The sequence below is a fragment of the Nostoc sp. genome, assembly GCF_036916985.1.
Lineage (GTDB): Bacteria > Cyanobacteriota > Cyanobacteriia > Cyanobacteriales > Nostocaceae > Nostoc.
In genome coordinates, this window is the sequence record NZ_JBALFD010000016.1 from 37,160 (window position 1) to 52,345 (window position 15,186).

Here is a 15,186-nt window from a genome sequence, read left to right on the forward strand (position 1 = left end):
TTTCTTATTAAAAAATAACCGTAATTATCTGGAATTATATTTTTTTAATAAAAATAGCTATCTCTGTGTATATTCGTTCATGAGAAATGCTGTTGACTAACTGAAAAAGTTAACTTATGACATCAAAAATATTGTTCCAATTAGCGCTCCTTTTATAAAAAGACAAGGGTAATAATGACTAATTTCAGAGCGATCGCTTTCATGAAAGAGGATCTTAAACTCCGGCGAAAATGAAGATTAGCGGTCAATGTCCATGCTGTAGCGATCGCCCCAGCTATAAGCTATGGGCAATTTAGTGTGAGAATGTTGCTGTTGTAATAATTTTTGGGAACTATAGGGTTGTCAGACTAGAAAATTGTTAGTCAGTCCGCCAATAAAATAGAGGTGACTTAGCTGCGATCGCCAGATGAATAGTGAATAACTAACAAGGAGTTCAATCAATTTAAATACATGAATGAAACGCTAGATATGAAAATACTTGATGAACCAGAAGATAGTTTAATTTTAGTAGTTGATGATACTACTACAAATTTAGAAATTGTCTTTGACATATTAACTAATGTTGGCTTCAAAGTAATTACAGAAAATGATGCTAAGAGGGCAATTAAAATTGTTGAAGACACAGTACCAGATTTGATTTTATTAGATGTAATGATGCCAGGAATAGATGGATTTGAAACCTGCAAAATGCTAAAACAAAATCCAGCTACTTGTGATATACCCGTAATTTTCATGACAGCTAATTCTGATACTGATAGTAAAGTAAAGGGTCTAAATATCGGAGCAGTTGATTACATTACTAAACCTTTTCATGAAGAAGAATTATTAGCTAGAATTAAAACCCATCTTCAATTACGAAATCTCACAAAAACTTTAGAAAAACGAGTTTTAGAAAGAACAGCAGCTTTATCCAGAGCATTAAAAGACCTACAAGAGTCTCAACTCCAGCTTGTACAGACAGAAAAAATGTCTGCTCTTGGTCAATTAGTAGCAGGAGTTGCACATGAAATTAATAATCCAGTTGGTTTTATTCATGGCAATCTGGGACATGCTTCAGTATATTTTCAAGACATGGTTAACCTGATTGATCTCTATCAAAAGCACTATCCTAATCCAGTTCTAGAAATTCAAGAGGAAATTATAGCAATAGATTTGAAGTATATGCTTGCCGATCTACCGAATTTAATTTCCTCAATGAAAGAGGGTGTTCAGCGCATTCGTAACATTAGTACTAGTCTGAGAACCTTTTCTCGAGCAGATAGCGATCGCAAAGTTTCTTGTAATATTCATGATGGCATAGACAGCACTATCATGATTCTCAAACACCGCTTAAAAGCATCCGAGGATCGTCCTGATATTCAAGTAATTAAAGATTACGATAAATTGCCAGATATAGAATGCTTTATCGGACAACTAAATCAGGTATTTATGAATTTGTTAGCTAATGCTATTGATGCTTTAGAGGAGTCTAATATCGGACGTACTTATCTTGAAATTGAAGCAGATCCCAATCAAGTTTTGATTCAGACTCTACTCACTGAAGATAAAAATCATATCTTGATTCGGATTAAAGATAATGGCGTAGGAATGTCAGCTGATATTCAGCAAAAAATCTTTGACCATTTATTTACCACCAAGCCTGTGGGTCAAGGTACAGGATTAGGACTGTCAATTGCCCGTCAAATTGTTGTCGAAAAACATGGCGGAACTCTAGAGGTAAATTCAGTACTAGGAAAAGGTTCAGAGTTTATCATCAGGCTTGCCATTTAAAAATCAGAGCAAATCGCATTCATCAATATAATAAGTAAATCTATGTTCAAGGTAGTAGTAGGTCACAGTAACGATCCAGATTCTCTATCAGCAGTTGAAGAAGTTCTTCAGCAATGTGCTAGTTCTCTTGCAGGAGATATACCAAAAGCTGGAATTATTTTTGCTGCAATTGACTTTGAACATGCTCTGATTTTGCAGCAAATTCATCAAGCTTTTCCCGGTATTGAGTTGATTGGTGGAACAACAGATGGAGAAATTTCTTCAGTCTTAGAGTTTCAGCAGGACTCAATCACCTTGATGTTGTTTTGCTCAGACGAAGTTGAAATACATGCAGGAATTGGACGCAAAGTTTCAAGCGATCCAATTACTGCAACTAAACAAGCTGTGAAGCAAGCCAAAGCAAAAAGTACCGCACCCCCAAAGCTATGTTTAACTCATCCAGAGAGCCTCACAACTAGTGGTGTCTCTATATTAAATGGCTTAAAGCTAGCTCTTGGTCAATATGTGCCAATATTTGGTGGTTTGGCTGGCGATCAGTCAAGATACCAAAGTACATATCAATTTTTTCAAACAGAAGTATTAACTGATTCTGTACCAATTCTACTTTTTTCCGGCACAATATTGTTTTCCCATGCTGTTGCAAGTGGTTGGCATCCTATTGGTCAAACAAGCAAAGCTACTAAGGTAGATAAGAACATAGTCTATGAAATAGATGGCAAGCCAGCTTTAGATTTTTATCATCATTATCTAGGTTCGCTTCCTCCTTCAATAGAATATCCACTAGCAGTGTTTGATCAAAATGGAGACAATTTTTATATAAGAGCGCCTATTGCTTATAATCATGAATCTGGTAGCATCACCTTTTTTGGCGATATTCCCGATCAAGCAGTTATTCAAATTTCAGAAGCAGATCATGAGGATATTTTGGCAGCATCCAAGGCATCATTCATGAATGCTTTAGATAATTATCCAGGTACGAAACCAAGTGCTGTTTTGTTTTTTTCATGCGTAGCTCGTCGGCAAATACTTGGCACGAGGGCACAAGAAGAGTATCGAAACACAAAACTTTGTCTGACTGAGTATTTACCTGCCTGTGGATTTTATTCTTATGGAGAGATTGCTCCTATAGATCGAATTAGTCAGACGCAATTCCATAATGAAACTTTTGTAACTTTAATTTTAGGAACTCGGTAAAAAGTGATGGAAATATTGGATTATCAACAAGAAATTAGGGAACTAAAAAAAGCGAATAGAATTATCCAAAAAAAACTGGAGCGCTCCGAATCAGACCGGATAAAACTTGAAGATACAAATAAAAAAAAAGAATTTTTGCTCAAAAAAGTAATTGATGATTTAAATGAATATCAATACAAACTAGAAGAGAGAGGACATGAGCTAGAAACAATGCTTCTTAATATTCAAATAATGCAAAATAAGATGTCTACTTTGGGAAGTCTTGTCGCAGATGTAGCTCATGAGATTAATAATCCAGTTGGGTTTATAGCAGGTAATCTGACTCCAGCTAAAGAGTATATTCAGAATTTGTTACATCTCATTAACCTCTATCAGCAAACATATCCTAAAGCATCTCAGGAAATTGAAGAAACAATTCAATTAATTGATCTGGAGTATGTGCGCGACGATCTACCTAAACTCATTTCCTCAATGAGAGAAGGCACGGATCGTATTTCCAACATTAGCAATAGTCTCCGAACTTTCTCTAGAGCAGATATAGAACAAAAAGTTCTGTTTAATATTCATGAAGGTATTAATGGCACTCTGATCATTCTCAAGCACCGTTTGAAAGCTAATAAAATTCGCCCTGCTATTGAATTAGTTCAAGATTATGGAGAATTACCCCTAGTTGAATGCTTTCCAGGACAACTAAATCAGGTATTTATGAATCTATTAGCAAATGCTATTGATGCTTTAGAAGAGTCTAATTATGGACTTAGCTTTGATGATATTAAGCTAAATCCTAATCAAATTACTATTCATACTGCCCTAACTGAAGATAAGAATCATATTTCGATTCGGATTCAAGATAACGGAGTGGGAATATCAGCTGATGTTCAACAAAAAATGTTTGACCATTTATTCACAACTAAATCTGTGGGAAAAGGAACAGGATTAGGATTATCAATTGCTCATCAAATAATTGTCCAAAAACATAAAGGAACTCTAGAAGTAAATTCTGTGTTAGGAGCAGGCTCGGAATTTATAATCACTATTCCTATTTTTTAAATTAGCAACTATATTAATTATTAAAATTAATTGTAGAAGACAAATAAATGTTAAGTTTGATCTTAGATCATCACAATATAATAATTTTTAACGTAGACGCAAAGCGGTGAAGCAACGCGGTCTTCTCCCAAAGGGAGAGGCTAGCGCCAAGGAGGTTTCCCCCATGAGCGACTGCTGTCAGCGCAGCGTAAAACCTTCTCTATGAGAGGCTCCGCCAACGGCATGGCAACGTATGAGCGACGTTAGGAGCGTCACCCGGAGGGCTTGCCGTAGGCTACCCCATTCGCATTAGCATCTCCCCTTCTGGTGTACACACAAGTCCTTTTCACCCCCTTTAACTCCCCTTGGTAAGCAGGGCTGATTCATTCCCCAAATAGCTTTAAAAATCAAGGGTTCTAGCGATTAAAAATTAGTTATTTTGTTACCAACGTGCCGATGAAACCAACTATTTTAGTGATATTTCAGTGCTTAAATGTTCATCTCTTCGTCACGCTTACTTACAATTTTCTTGCTAACCATCTTGACAAATCCTGTTTGAAATGGGATGAATTAGCCCTGGCTTGGTAAGGGGGAGAACCCGGATATTCCCCCCTTAACAAGGGGAGATTAAGGATGGTAAATCCAGGGTTTGGGCTTCATTACCAAGATGTTTGTACACCCTAGCTGCCAAAGAGAGAGGCTAACGCCAAGGGAGAAGCATGCAAAGAAAGAGAAGGAAGAGAAGTTTAACTGAACTGTATTGTCTTATGAACAAAAGCGAGCATCAAATTCTCTGAATAAAGAGATTAAGCAGTTACTTTAGATGTATTTTTGGGAACTCTATAACTGTAGTTACAAGATTATTTCCTCAAAACTTATGAGTAATGCACTTGACCACTCGATAGCTACCCTTAATCTTTCTTTAGAACGCGATATATTTTTACGTACATTAATTAGAGAATTATCTGGCACTTTACAGGATGTAGTTGGCTTAAAAGAAGCTTCTGGATTTATTAGCGTAGTTGGTGAAAGAATGGGTAGGCAGATTGACCAAGATTATAAATCTGCCCTGGAAGTTTCCAGCCTTTCTCGTAAGCAAGTAGCTGATGTCTTGATTGATTTAAAAAAACGAATCCAGGGCGATTTTTATGTCATTGAGCAGAATGATGAAAAAATTGTCTTTGGTAACCGCGTCTGCCCATTTGCCGAAAAAGTACTTAATCGTCCTGCTATGTGTATGATGACTTCAAACGTCTTTGGAACGATCGCAGCTAATAACCTGGGATATGCGAAAGTAGAATTGCAAGACACCATAGCCGAGGGTGCTTCTGGATGTAGAGTTATTGTTTACTTAAAACCGACAGAAGAAGCAGAAGATGCAGAAGGTCGAGAATACTTTCGGGGACTGGAATCTGTTTAAACCTTTAAATACTAAACCAACCCCAGGATATAAACTTGAGTGCAGATATCTAAAGTAGACTTCAACCCTGAAATTGGAAGCCTCATGACTCCTGAACAATTTCTTGAACTTGCCAGAGTTTTACCAGAACCTTTACTCCTGGTAAGTGGAGAGGGTCAGTTGTTAGCTACCAATCAACCAGTCGCAGATATGTTGGGGTTACGTCGTCAAGAGCTGCGGGGAAGGATGCTTTTTGAACTTGTAACTGAGTCTAACAACGATGTTGTAAAGTATCTGCAAGCCTGTTCAAGTAGCAGGGCAATGGTGATTGGCTCCTTGACTTTACGAAAAAATGATGGACAAACCTTAATATGTCGTAGTCAAGGAGCAGTGATTCAGCCTTGGTCTGCGGAATCTTCAGCTTTAATTCTCTTACGCTTGGAAAATAGAGTTGTAGCTAGCAGTAATTTTGTTCTTTTGAACGAAAAAATTGATGAGTTAGCAAAGGAAGTGCAAAAACGCAAACAAGCGGAGGAAGCACTTAAGAAAGCGAATCAAGAGCTAGAAGTTCGGGTTGAGGAACGCACAACTGATTTACAAGAAACACTAAACGAACTACAAATTACCCAAATTCAGCTTATCCAAGCTGAGAAAATGTCTAGTTTAGGTCAGATGGTTGCTGGTATTGCCCATGAAATTAATAACCCCGTGAGTTTTATTTATGGGAACCTTCACCACGCCCATAAATATACTCAGGATTTACTAACATTGGTACAAATTTATCAACACCTTTGTCCAAATATTCCTCCAGAAATCGAAGCAAAAGTAGAAGAGATAGACTTAGATTTTCTGATTCAAGATATAACTAAACTCTTCGAGTCAATGAAAGTGGGAACAGAACGCATTCAGGAAATTGTTAAATCGCTACGTAATTTTTCCAGACTTGATGAAGCAGAATTTAAGCAAGTTAATATTCACGATGGAATTGATAGTACTTTAATGATTTTAGAGCATCGTCTGCAAGCTAGGCATGAATACCCAGAAATCAAAGTTATCAAAAAATACAGTCAATTACCCAATGTAACTTGCTACCCTGGTCAACTCAACCAAGTGTTTATGAATATTCTTACTAATGCAATCGATGCCCTAGAGTTATTGGCTAATAATGGTCATTGGTCAGCCGTAAATCCCCAAAATACTGACAATCAACAACTTGCAGATAATAATCCTAAAATTCAAATAAAAACTGAGTTAATCAATCAAAACTGGATAAAGGTTACTATTGCTGATAATGGTTTAGGGATAAATGAACAAGTTCGTTCAAAGCTATTTGATCCTTTTTTCACCACTAAATCTGTGGGTAAAGGTACTGGACTAGGGCTATATATAAGCTATCAGATTATAGTTGAAAAACATAACGGACAACTTAACTGTTTTTCTGTTCCCGGAAAAGGTGCAGAATTTGTAATTAAGATACCTGTTAGCTCTGTCTCATAAAAACGTAAAAATTCAGCACCCAAAAATCAAAAATTATCAGTAATTTAGAATAATTTGTATATTTATTCATCAATACTGAATTCTAACTATTTTAAGTTGATATGAAAAACACCTGTCTGCTAATTAGCAAACAGGCGTGTCTTTGAGTACGAAGTTTCGTTGAAACTAGGTTAAATCTTAGCAGTAGAATCAACTGAGGGTTGAGACTGACTAACCGAATCTAACTTTGGCAAAAGCACTAGATTTTGTGCTTTTATATTACTGTTGATTGTTGCTTGCAAAAATGGGGTATGGGAGATGGAATTGTTAGCCAATGTAAACAGTGGATTTGACAAAATCCCTGCTACAGTAGTGGCAATTAATGTTACCACCAAACCGACCTGCAAAGGTCTTAACCCAGGCAAATCCCAACGCACTTGGGGATAATTCTTCACTGCGTCGGACATTTCATGGGGTTCTTTGACTACCATCATTTTAACTACGCGAATGTAGTAGTAGATGGAGACGACGCTGGTAACTAGGCCCAACAAGACTAACCAATAAAGTCCGGCTTGCCAACCTGCCCAGAATAAGTAAATCTTGCCGAAAAACCCAGCTAATGGTGGGATACCACCCAATGAAAGCAGGGAAATACTCAAGGCGAGTGTTAAGAGTGGGTCTTTTTGATATAAGCCAGAGTATTCGGCAATCTGGTCGGTTCCCGTGCGTAGTGAGAACAGAATGATGCAGGTAAAGCCGCACAGGTTCATGAATAAGTAGACAAGTAGGTAAAATACCATACTGGCATAACCCGCCTGTGTACCAGCAATCAAGCCAATCATCACAAACCCGGCTTGGGCAATGGATGAATAAGCTAGCATCCGTTTCATGCTGGTTTGGGCTAAGGCGACTACGTTACCCAAGATCATGCTGAGAACGGCTAAAGCGGTGAAGACAAACCTCCACTCATCAGCAACGAGAGGGAAGGCTGTTGTTAGCAAGCGGATGGCTAGGGCAAACCCAGCCGCTTTGGAACCGACAGATAGAAAGGCGATGACTGGGGTGGGTGCGCCTTCGTAAACGTCTGGTGTCCACTGGTGAAAGGGTGCGGCGGAGATTTTGAAGCCAATACCTGCGATCGCAAAAACCAAGGCAATCACTAAACCTAAAGATTGTCCCACTTTCGCTGTGGCAATGCCATTAGCGATCGCACTTAGTTCAGTTTGTCCTCCAGATAGTCCATACAGTAGGGATACACCGTACAAAAATATTGCTGTACTGGAAGCTCCAATTAACAAGTATTTCAGCGCCGCTTCATTGGAGCGGGGGTCACGCTTAGTATAACCTGTTAACAAATAAGAGGAGATACTCAGGGTTTCTAGCGAGATGAAAATCATCACCAACTCACTAGCCCCGGATAAAAACATCCCTCCCAAAGTAGCACTGAGCAAAATAGCGATGAATTCGGCTAAAGCAGTGCCACTCTGCTCAACGTAGCGAATTGACATCAGTATAGTGGCGATCGCAGACAAGGCAATAATACCGCGAAAGACAATACTCAGGTCATCACTGTTAAAGCTACCGGTAAAACCGATGGGATTAGGAGAGTCCCATTGAAAGTATAGGGCGATAATCGAAGCAAATAAACCTGCGATCGCTAGATATCCAATCCAGCGCGCGGATGTACGCCCCAAAATCAAATCAACAATCAAAACCCCCAAGAGGGTGAGAATAACAATCCCCTCTGGCAAAATCGTTCCAGCGTTTAGCTGGGATGCAATATTAGCAAAATCCATGAGATGTATAGGTTTTGGGGATTAGACATTAAGGCTAACTCTGTTCACTCTAGCAAGTTTTCTAATCCCCGGACTAGCTCTTTTAACAAGAGCTTAACAGCTTGGGTGCAGATGGCGATTGCACTAACTTCACTGGCTTACCAGCAGGTTTCTCAGTATTTAGGGATTCACCTAAAAACTTTCATACTTGTTTTTTACCTTAAGAAGATAAAGCCCAAATTTGTTGGGTGTAAGCGTCAGTACTTCTCTTAAGCCGGGAATTTGGCGATACACTAAACTCACAACGATGCCTACGGCGGTTCGCAAAGCGACCGTCGCCATCATCATCGGTCTGACTTTTCACGGTATCTGGAAAACCTCTCTCTAAATATCTCTCCTACAAGGTAGTCCTGATCAAACAAGTTTCACAGCCTTGAATGAAAGAATGACTGGGGACTGGGGACTGGGAACTGGGAACTAGTATTTTTACTCAGCACTCAGCACTCAGCACTTTCAAGCTAGGGGGTTAGGTCAATCGTTAGCTTTTCCACATGACGTGAAAAGTCAGCATCATCGGTAAGGTTAATATTATTCTGTATCATAATTTTTTCTTCTGTTTGTCTTCATACAATCTCAGGCGTTTAAAACTCACTGGAGATAGCAATGAAAAGGTTTCTTTCTCGATTTCCTCTATCGGCGGTGCTGGCACATGTTTTTGCTGCCGCAGGTCTGGGTTTCCAATTCTGGCTGGACGTTTTGTAGCCATGATGTAATCTAAGAACATCAATCAGAATGTTCTTAGATTAAGTAGGTAGACACAAATAAACCTAACTATGTAACGAAAAGTAAAAACGGTGAAAGCCTTGCGATTGCTTGATTCCACTTCGTTCCATTCGCAATGACATAGTTATAAATTTTCTCATCCACCTACTTACATCTTATGTTGACTTTTTGCTTAAGTTGACACCAATCCACTGTTGTAACGCACTGCCTGATTCATCACGTCTCTACAATAGAACAGCAGTGGTTTGCAGTCGGGGGCTAAATATGCTGGAACATGATGTGATTATTGTCGGGGGTGGATTAGCAGGATGTCGCGCTGCTGTAGAAATTGCCCGCACCGACCCTAGTTTAAATATTGCTGTGGTTGCGAAAACCCACCCAATTCGTTCCCACTCGGTTGCGGCTCAAGGTGGTATGGCTGCATCGCTGAAAAATGTTGATTCGGAGGATAGTTGGGAAGCACATGCTTTTGATACTGTCAAGGGTTCTGATTATTTGGCAGACCAAGATGCTGTAGCAATTCTCGCCCAAGAAGCACCAGATGTGGTGATTGATTTGGAACATCTTGGCGTTTTGTTTTCTCGCTTACCCGATGGGCGCATTGCTCAACGGGCTTTTGGGGGACACTCCCACAACCGGACTTGTTACGCTGCTGACAAAACTGGTCACGCGATTTTGCACGAATTGGTTAACAATTTGCGGCGTTATGGGGTGCAAGTTTATGAAGAGTGGTACGTGATGCGTCTCATTTTGGAAGAAAATGAGGCAAAGGGTGTGGTGATGTTCCACCTTTTGGATGGACATATAGAGGTGGTGCGGGCTAAGGCGGTGATGTTTGCCACAGGGGGCTATGGTCGCGTTTATAACACTACCTCTAATGATTACGCGTCTTCAGGTGATGGTTTGGCAATGACTGCGATCGCCGGTCTACCCCTAGAAGATATGGAATTTGTGCAGTTTCATCCCACTGGTTTATATCCGGTAGGGGTGCTGATTTCAGAAGCAGTACGGGGAGAAGGGGCGTATCTGATTAATAGTGAAGGCGATCGCTTTATGGCAAATTATGCCCCCAGTCGGATGGAACTAGCTCCTCGTGATATTACCTCACGAGCGATCGCTTACGAAATTCGCGCTGGTCGTGGTGTCCATCTTGATGGCAGTGCTGGTGGTCCCTTTGTCTATCTGGATCTACGCCATCTAGGCAAAGAAAAGATTATGAGTCGCGTTCCCTTCTGTTGGGAAGAAGCACACCGCTTAGTAGGCGTTGACGCGGTAACTCAACCGATGCCAGTCCGCCCGACAATTCACTATTGTATGGGTGGTATACCAGTTAACACCGATGGTCAAGTTCGTAGTAGTGGCGATGGTTTCGTTGATGCTTTCTTTGCTGCGGGTGAAACATCTTGTGTTTCCGTACATGGTGCAAATCGTTTGGGGAGTAATTCACTTCTGGAGTGTGTAGTTTATGGTAAACGGACTGGGGCTGCGATCGCCAAATTTGTCCAAAAACGTAAGCTACCTTCTGTAGATGAGCAACGGTATGTAACAGAAGCCCAGCAACAAATTCAAGCTTTGCTAGAACAACCAGGACAGTACCGCATTAACCAAGTCCGTGAAGCTTTTCAGGATTGTATGACTGAGTACTGCGGTGTTTTCCGTACTGAGGCGTTAATGACTGAAGGTTTGCACAAACTAGAAGAAATACAACAGCAATACCCTCAAATTTATTTAGATGACAAAGGTAGTTGCTGGAATACAGAACTCGTAGAAGCCTTAGAATTGCGAAGTTTGATGGTAGTAGGGCAGACTATTTTAGCATCAGCTCTAAATCGCCAAGAAAGTCGTGGCGCTCATTTCCGCGAAGATTATTCCCAGCGAGATGATACTAACTTTCTTAAACACACAATAGCTTACTATTCACCAGCCGGCATTGAGATTCAATATCGACCAGTGGCGATTACTATGTTTGAGCCAAAAGAGCGGAAGTATTAGTTAAAGGTAAATTTAACGTGAGTTCGATGAACCTCTCCCTCCCAACCTCCCTCTCCGAAACGGAAAGGGAGGAGCAACGAAAAATTAAGCTTTTTGCTCCCCTCTCCGTGTCGGAGAGGGGCTGGGGGAGAGGTCAAATAAGACTTGTCGAACTCACGTGAACTCAGGTTGTATCAGCCTATCCAGGTTTTCCGCTATGACCAAAAGCTGAAAACGCTTTATATTCAAGCTGGTTTGAACGATGAGATTGCAGTCATAATTGATCAAGATGGGAATTGGAAATTTGTTCTATGATGCAAAACCTCAACCAGATGACCAATACTGAAATAAAACGATATATTTCAAAACATAGAAATGACGAAGAAGCGTTTCGGGCTGCATTACAAGTTTTGATAAGTCGTTCTGACTTCTCTACACAACACCCTTACCCTTTCGATATTGACAATCCTGAGAGCGAGGTAGAAGCTCTTCTCTTAGAGAAACTCAATCGGACTGAGTGATTGCCTATCCGCCCATAGTTTAAATTCAGGCTTAGTAAAGCTTTGCGTAAGCTCGTAGGGAATTGATTTTTGAGGATAGGGTAAGCAACAGGAACTATCCTCAAGCATCCAAGATTATGATTGCTTGGCAAAAAAGCTACAGAGTTATACGATCGCACCTAAAGAATGTAGGATTTAGCAGTAAGTACGAAGATATTTTCTGTATGCAGTAAAATTCTGACTATAAAAACAAGATTTTTATTTAAAATATGAATAAATCACAAACTTGGTATATTGTCAAGCGCTCTGGTGGAAACTGTGAAATTATCCCCAGTGACCAAATTGCAGACGATAACCCAGAAATTATAGAACAATGGGGGCCTTTTAGTTCGCCAGAAGAAGCGATCGCTCGGCGTGTCGGACTTATTAGGGCTGGAAAATGCCAACCAGTTTAAGTTAGGAGTTAGGAGTTAGGAGTTAGAAGTTAACAATGATAGTTTTTATTCCTAACTCCTCACTATTTATTCACTCCTAACTTTATTTTTCTGCTGTGGGTGTGCCCTTATCAGCAATTTTTTTACCTATAACTTCCACTGCTTTAGCGAATTGAGGGTCTGCGAGGGTAGCGAGTTTGTCGCGTCCATGCAGCCACAAATCTTCCATCTGCTTTTTGGTCAAATCCACCTTCACATCTGGCTCAATGCCTTTATGATTGATGTCTGTACCATTGGGGGTATAGTAATGAGCAATTGTTACCGCCAATCCTGAACCATCTTCCAGAGGACGTACTGATTGCACTAATCCCTTACCAAAGGTTTGAGTACCTACCAAAGTCGCGCGCTTATTATCTTTCAAAGCCCCTGAGAGGATTTCACTGGCACTAGCTGAACCTTTATCTACCAGTACTACTAAAGGTTTATTTGTTAAGGCTCGTCCGTTTGCCTCTTCTTTTTCTGCCTCTCCTTGGCGTTCAACGGTGGAGACAATCTTACCTTTATCTATCCACATCCGGGCAATATCCACACTGGAGAAGAGTAAGCCACCTGGATTACCACGCAAATCCAGAATATATCCAGCTACCTTTTTGCTTTCTAAATTTTTGATAGCGCTTTGCATTTCTTTACCAGCATTGGCACTGAACTGGTTCAAGCGGATGTAACCAAGATTCCCCGCTGGGGTTTGCTTTTGGGAAAATTTAACTGGATGGATTTCAATTCGTGCCCGTTTGATGTCAAATTGTTTTGTCTGCCCGTCGCGCTGAATAATAAGACTGACTTGCGTCCCTGCTTCACCCCTAATTAAAGATACTGCCTGATTGGTATCCATACCCTTAGTATCTTTGCCGTCGATTTTGAGGATGATATCTTTTGCCAAAACACCAGCTTTAAAGGCTGGTGTATCTTCGATTGGCGCAATTACAACCAACTGCTTGGTTTTTTCATCCTGGCTAATGGTGATCCCAATACCTGTCAATTCTCCAGAGGTATCAACCTGCATATTCTTGAATTCCTCTGGGTCCATAAATCGGGTGTAGGGGTCTTGTAGCTTTTTCAGCATTTCCCGAATGGACTTATACGCATCCTGTGGATTACTGTAAGACTTGCTCAAGTATTCCTTACGAACAGCCTGCCAATCAACCTGATTAAAAGTACCGTCTACATATTGGCGTTGAACAATTTGCCAAACTTCATCTACTAATTCTTTAGGACTTGCTTTAAATAAAGCCTGACCTCGCGAATGAATGCCAAGGCTAGTAACAGCGATCGTGGAGAGTGTCACTGCCGTAGCACCCAAAACAAGTCTACTTTTTGTAATCACCATAATGACAGCTGCATCAGAGGGAAAATTTATAGTCAGTATGCTCAATCTAACACAGGCTACCACTGTACAGACGGAGTATGTATTCCTAATTTACACAAAATACTTGACAATCTGGCAAATTGGGGGGTTGGGGACTGGGGACTGGGGAAGAAGCAAGGGAGCAGGGAGCAGGGAGCAAGGGAGAAGAGTTTTCCCCTCCGCCCCCCGCACCCCGCCCCTCTGCCTCTTTAAGGTTCTACCCAGCGTTCATCTGCCTTAATGAGGTTAATTAATTCCTCTACACCTTTATCTTCTGGGACTTTTTTAATTTCTTCTCGACCACGATACAAAGAAATGTAACCGGGTGTTTTGCCGACATAACCATAGTCGGCATCGGCCATTTCTCCCGGGCCATTGACAATGCAACCCATAACTGCAATGTCTAAACCAGTAAGGTGTTTAGTGGCTTCCCGAACTTTGTGCAGCACTTCTTCTAAGTTAAACAACGTGCGTCCACAGGAAGGACAAGCGACATATTCCACCATCGTTTTTCGCAATCCCAAAGCTTGGAGAATGCTGTAGCAGACGGGGATTTCTTTTTCTGGTGCTTCTGTAAGTGAGACGCGGATTGTATCGCCAATGCCATCAGCAAGTAACGTGGCAATACCAGCCGTAGATTTAATTCGCCCGTATTCGCCATCACCGGCTTCTGTAACGCCTAAATGTAATGGATAATCCATACCAAGTTCATCCATGCGCTTGGCAATGAGGCGATAGGCGGCTACCATCACTGGGACTCGTGAGGCTTTCATGGAAATTACCAAGTTGCGGAAATCCAAAGATTCACAAATGCGGATGAATTCTATAGCAGATTCCACCATTCCTTCGGGGGTGTCACCGTAAGTAAATAGCATTCTCTCCGCGAGGGAACCATGATTTACCCCAATTCGCATCGATTTTCCTTGATCGCGCAAAGAAACTACCAGAGGTTCTAAGGTTTCGCGGATTTTATCGCCAATTTCGTCAAATTCGCTTTTAGTATATTCAGTTCGATTGATATTTGGCTTTTCAAACACATACAAACCCGGATTAATCCGTACTTTCTCTATGTGCTTGGCAACTTCCACGGCGATTTTTAGCCCGTTGTGATGGACATCAGCCACAATTGGCACGTCTTGGTAAGTTTTAATTAATTTTTGTTTAATTTCTGCTAAAGCTTTCGCATGAGCCATACTTGGCACTGTGACACGGACGATTTCGCAGCCAATTTCGTGCAGACGACGAATACCAGCCACAGAACCATCTATATCAAGAGTGTCTTCGTTAATCATGGACTGCACCACAACGGGGTAGCCGCCGCCAATGGTGACATTTCCTACCTTTACAGGGCGGGTTTTACGCCGCTTGATAGTTGTATCAAAGGTGGCTTGAGTTGATGTGATGCTTGAAGTGTTTACTGTGGGCAGAGTTTGCATAACCTGATTAGGTA

13 protein-coding genes and 1 pseudogene are annotated in these 15,186 nt (G+C 40.8%); 10 read left to right on the forward strand and 4 right to left on the reverse strand.

Annotation, left to right across the window (positions count from 1 at the left end):
- The first annotated feature begins 450 nt into the window (after window positions 1-450).
- The 5 genes from V7L07_RS05060 (at window position 451) to V7L07_RS05080 (ending at window position 6,889) form a co-directional block, all read left to right on the forward strand.
- Window positions 451-1,770, forward strand: a complete 1,320-nt coding sequence (locus V7L07_RS05060) for a hybrid sensor histidine kinase/response regulator (RefSeq protein ID WP_335055652.1) — start codon at window positions 451-453, stop codon at window positions 1,768-1,770.
- A 42-nt stretch (window positions 1,771-1,812) separates the two neighbouring features.
- The gene (locus V7L07_RS05065) at window positions 1,813-2,964 is read left to right on the forward strand and encodes an FIST signal transduction protein (RefSeq protein ID WP_335055654.1); all 1,152 of its coding nucleotides are present in this window, start codon (window positions 1,813-1,815) and stop codon (window positions 2,962-2,964) included.
- Window positions 2,965-2,970: 6 nt separating this feature from the next.
- Window positions 2,971-4,014 carry a sensor histidine kinase gene (locus V7L07_RS05070; RefSeq protein WP_335055656.1) on the forward strand — a complete coding sequence of 348 codons (1,044 nt, stop codon included), beginning with the start codon at window positions 2,971-2,973 and terminating at the stop codon, window positions 4,012-4,014.
- An 856-nt stretch (window positions 4,015-4,870) separates the two neighbouring features.
- The gene (locus V7L07_RS05075; RefSeq protein WP_292853349.1) at window positions 4,871-5,413 is read left to right on the forward strand and encodes a methanogen output domain 1-containing protein; all 543 of its coding nucleotides are present in this window, start codon (window positions 4,871-4,873) and stop codon (window positions 5,411-5,413) included.
- A gap of 39 nt (window positions 5,414-5,452) precedes the next feature.
- On the forward strand, window positions 5,453-6,889 hold the full coding sequence (locus tag V7L07_RS05080; protein ID WP_335055659.1) for an ATP-binding protein: 1,437 nt from the start codon (window positions 5,453-5,455) through the stop codon (window positions 6,887-6,889).
- Window positions 6,890-7,059: 170 nt separating this feature from the next.
- Here V7L07_RS05080 and V7L07_RS05085 read toward each other — a convergent pair whose 3' ends face one another.
- Complete coding sequence (locus V7L07_RS05085) at window positions 7,060-8,664, reverse strand: NAD(P)H-quinone oxidoreductase subunit N (protein WP_335055661.1); 1,605 nt, start codon at window positions 8,662-8,664, stop codon at window positions 7,060-7,062.
- Window positions 8,665-8,887: 223 nt separating this feature from the next.
- Between V7L07_RS05085 and V7L07_RS05090 the strand changes: the two genes are divergently transcribed.
- On the forward strand, window positions 8,888-9,031 hold the full coding sequence (locus V7L07_RS05090) for a hypothetical protein (RefSeq protein WP_335055663.1): 144 nt from the start codon (window positions 8,888-8,890) through the stop codon (window positions 9,029-9,031).
- Window positions 9,032-9,250: 219 nt separating this feature from the next.
- Here V7L07_RS05090 and V7L07_RS05095 read toward each other — a convergent pair.
- Window positions 9,251-9,409: pseudogene (locus V7L07_RS05095) on the reverse strand (IS4 family transposase); the annotation flags it as partial.
- Window positions 9,410-9,690: 281 nt separating this feature from the next.
- Between V7L07_RS05095 and V7L07_RS05100 the strand changes: the two are divergent.
- The 4 genes from V7L07_RS05100 (at window position 9,691) to V7L07_RS05110 (ending at window position 12,352) form a co-directional block, all read left to right on the forward strand.
- Window positions 9,691-11,418 carry a succinate dehydrogenase/fumarate reductase flavoprotein subunit gene (locus V7L07_RS05100; protein ID WP_335055667.1) on the forward strand — a complete coding sequence of 576 codons (1,728 nt, stop codon included), beginning with the start codon at window positions 9,691-9,693 and terminating at the stop codon, window positions 11,416-11,418.
- A 168-nt stretch (window positions 11,419-11,586) separates the two neighbouring features.
- Entirely contained in the window at window positions 11,587-11,712 is a 126-nt protein-coding gene (locus tag V7L07_RS33420; RefSeq protein ID WP_442936010.1) for a DUF6888 family protein, read from the forward strand.
- A complete protein-coding gene (locus V7L07_RS05105) occupies window positions 11,709-11,918 on the forward strand; it encodes a DUF6887 family protein (RefSeq protein WP_335055669.1) in 210 nt (69 codons plus the stop codon). The genes V7L07_RS33420 and V7L07_RS05105 overlap by 4 nt, the downstream gene beginning before the upstream one ends.
- A gap of 248 nt (window positions 11,919-12,166) precedes the next feature.
- Window positions 12,167-12,352 carry a DDE transposase family protein gene (locus V7L07_RS05110; protein WP_335055671.1) on the forward strand — a complete coding sequence of 62 codons (186 nt, stop codon included), beginning with the start codon at window positions 12,167-12,169 and terminating at the stop codon, window positions 12,350-12,352.
- Between the two features lie 82 nt (window positions 12,353-12,434).
- Here the strand turns inward: V7L07_RS05110 and ctpC are convergent, their stop codons facing one another.
- Together ctpC and ispG are read right to left on the reverse strand one after the other, a co-directional pair.
- Window positions 12,435-13,718 (reverse strand): carboxyl-terminal processing protease CtpC, encoded by a 1,284-nt coding sequence (gene ctpC / locus V7L07_RS05115; protein ID WP_335055672.1) that lies wholly within the window; start codon window positions 13,716-13,718, stop codon window positions 12,435-12,437.
- Between the two features lie 227 nt (window positions 13,719-13,945).
- Window positions 13,946-15,172: a (E)-4-hydroxy-3-methylbut-2-enyl-diphosphate synthase gene (gene ispG, locus V7L07_RS05120; protein WP_335055674.1), complete on the reverse strand. Its 1,227-nt coding sequence runs from the start codon at window positions 15,170-15,172 to the stop codon at window positions 13,946-13,948.
- Between the last annotated feature and the right edge of the window lie 14 nt (window positions 15,173-15,186).

Bases quoted from the DNA above. Each gene is read 5' to 3' on its own strand.
- ctpC (WP_335055672.1), bottom strand. From the start codon at position 13,718: ATGGTGATTACAAAAAGTAGACTTGTTTTGGGTGCTACGGCAGTGACA.
- V7L07_RS05065 (WP_335055654.1), top strand. From the start codon at position 1,813: ATGTTCAAGGTAGTAGTAGGTCACAGTAACGATCCAGATTCTCTATCA.
- V7L07_RS05060 (WP_335055652.1), top strand. From the start codon at position 451: ATGAATGAAACGCTAGATATGAAAATACTTGATGAACCAGAAGATAGT.
- V7L07_RS05085 (WP_335055661.1), bottom strand. From the start codon at position 8,664: ATGGATTTTGCTAATATTGCATCCCAGCTAAACGCTGGAACGATTTTG.
- V7L07_RS05110 (WP_335055671.1), top strand. From the start codon at position 12,167: ATGAATAAATCACAAACTTGGTATATTGTCAAGCGCTCTGGTGGAAAC.
- V7L07_RS05100 (WP_335055667.1), top strand. From the start codon at position 9,691: ATGCTGGAACATGATGTGATTATTGTCGGGGGTGGATTAGCAGGATGT.
- V7L07_RS05075 (WP_292853349.1), top strand. From the start codon at position 4,871: ATGAGTAATGCACTTGACCACTCGATAGCTACCCTTAATCTTTCTTTA.
- ispG (WP_335055674.1), bottom strand. From the start codon at position 15,172: ATGCAAACTCTGCCCACAGTAAACACTTCAAGCATCACATCAACTCAA.
- V7L07_RS05070 (WP_335055656.1), top strand. From the start codon at position 2,971: ATGGAAATATTGGATTATCAACAAGAAATTAGGGAACTAAAAAAAGCG.
- V7L07_RS05105 (WP_335055669.1), top strand. From the start codon at position 11,709: ATGATGCAAAACCTCAACCAGATGACCAATACTGAAATAAAACGATAT.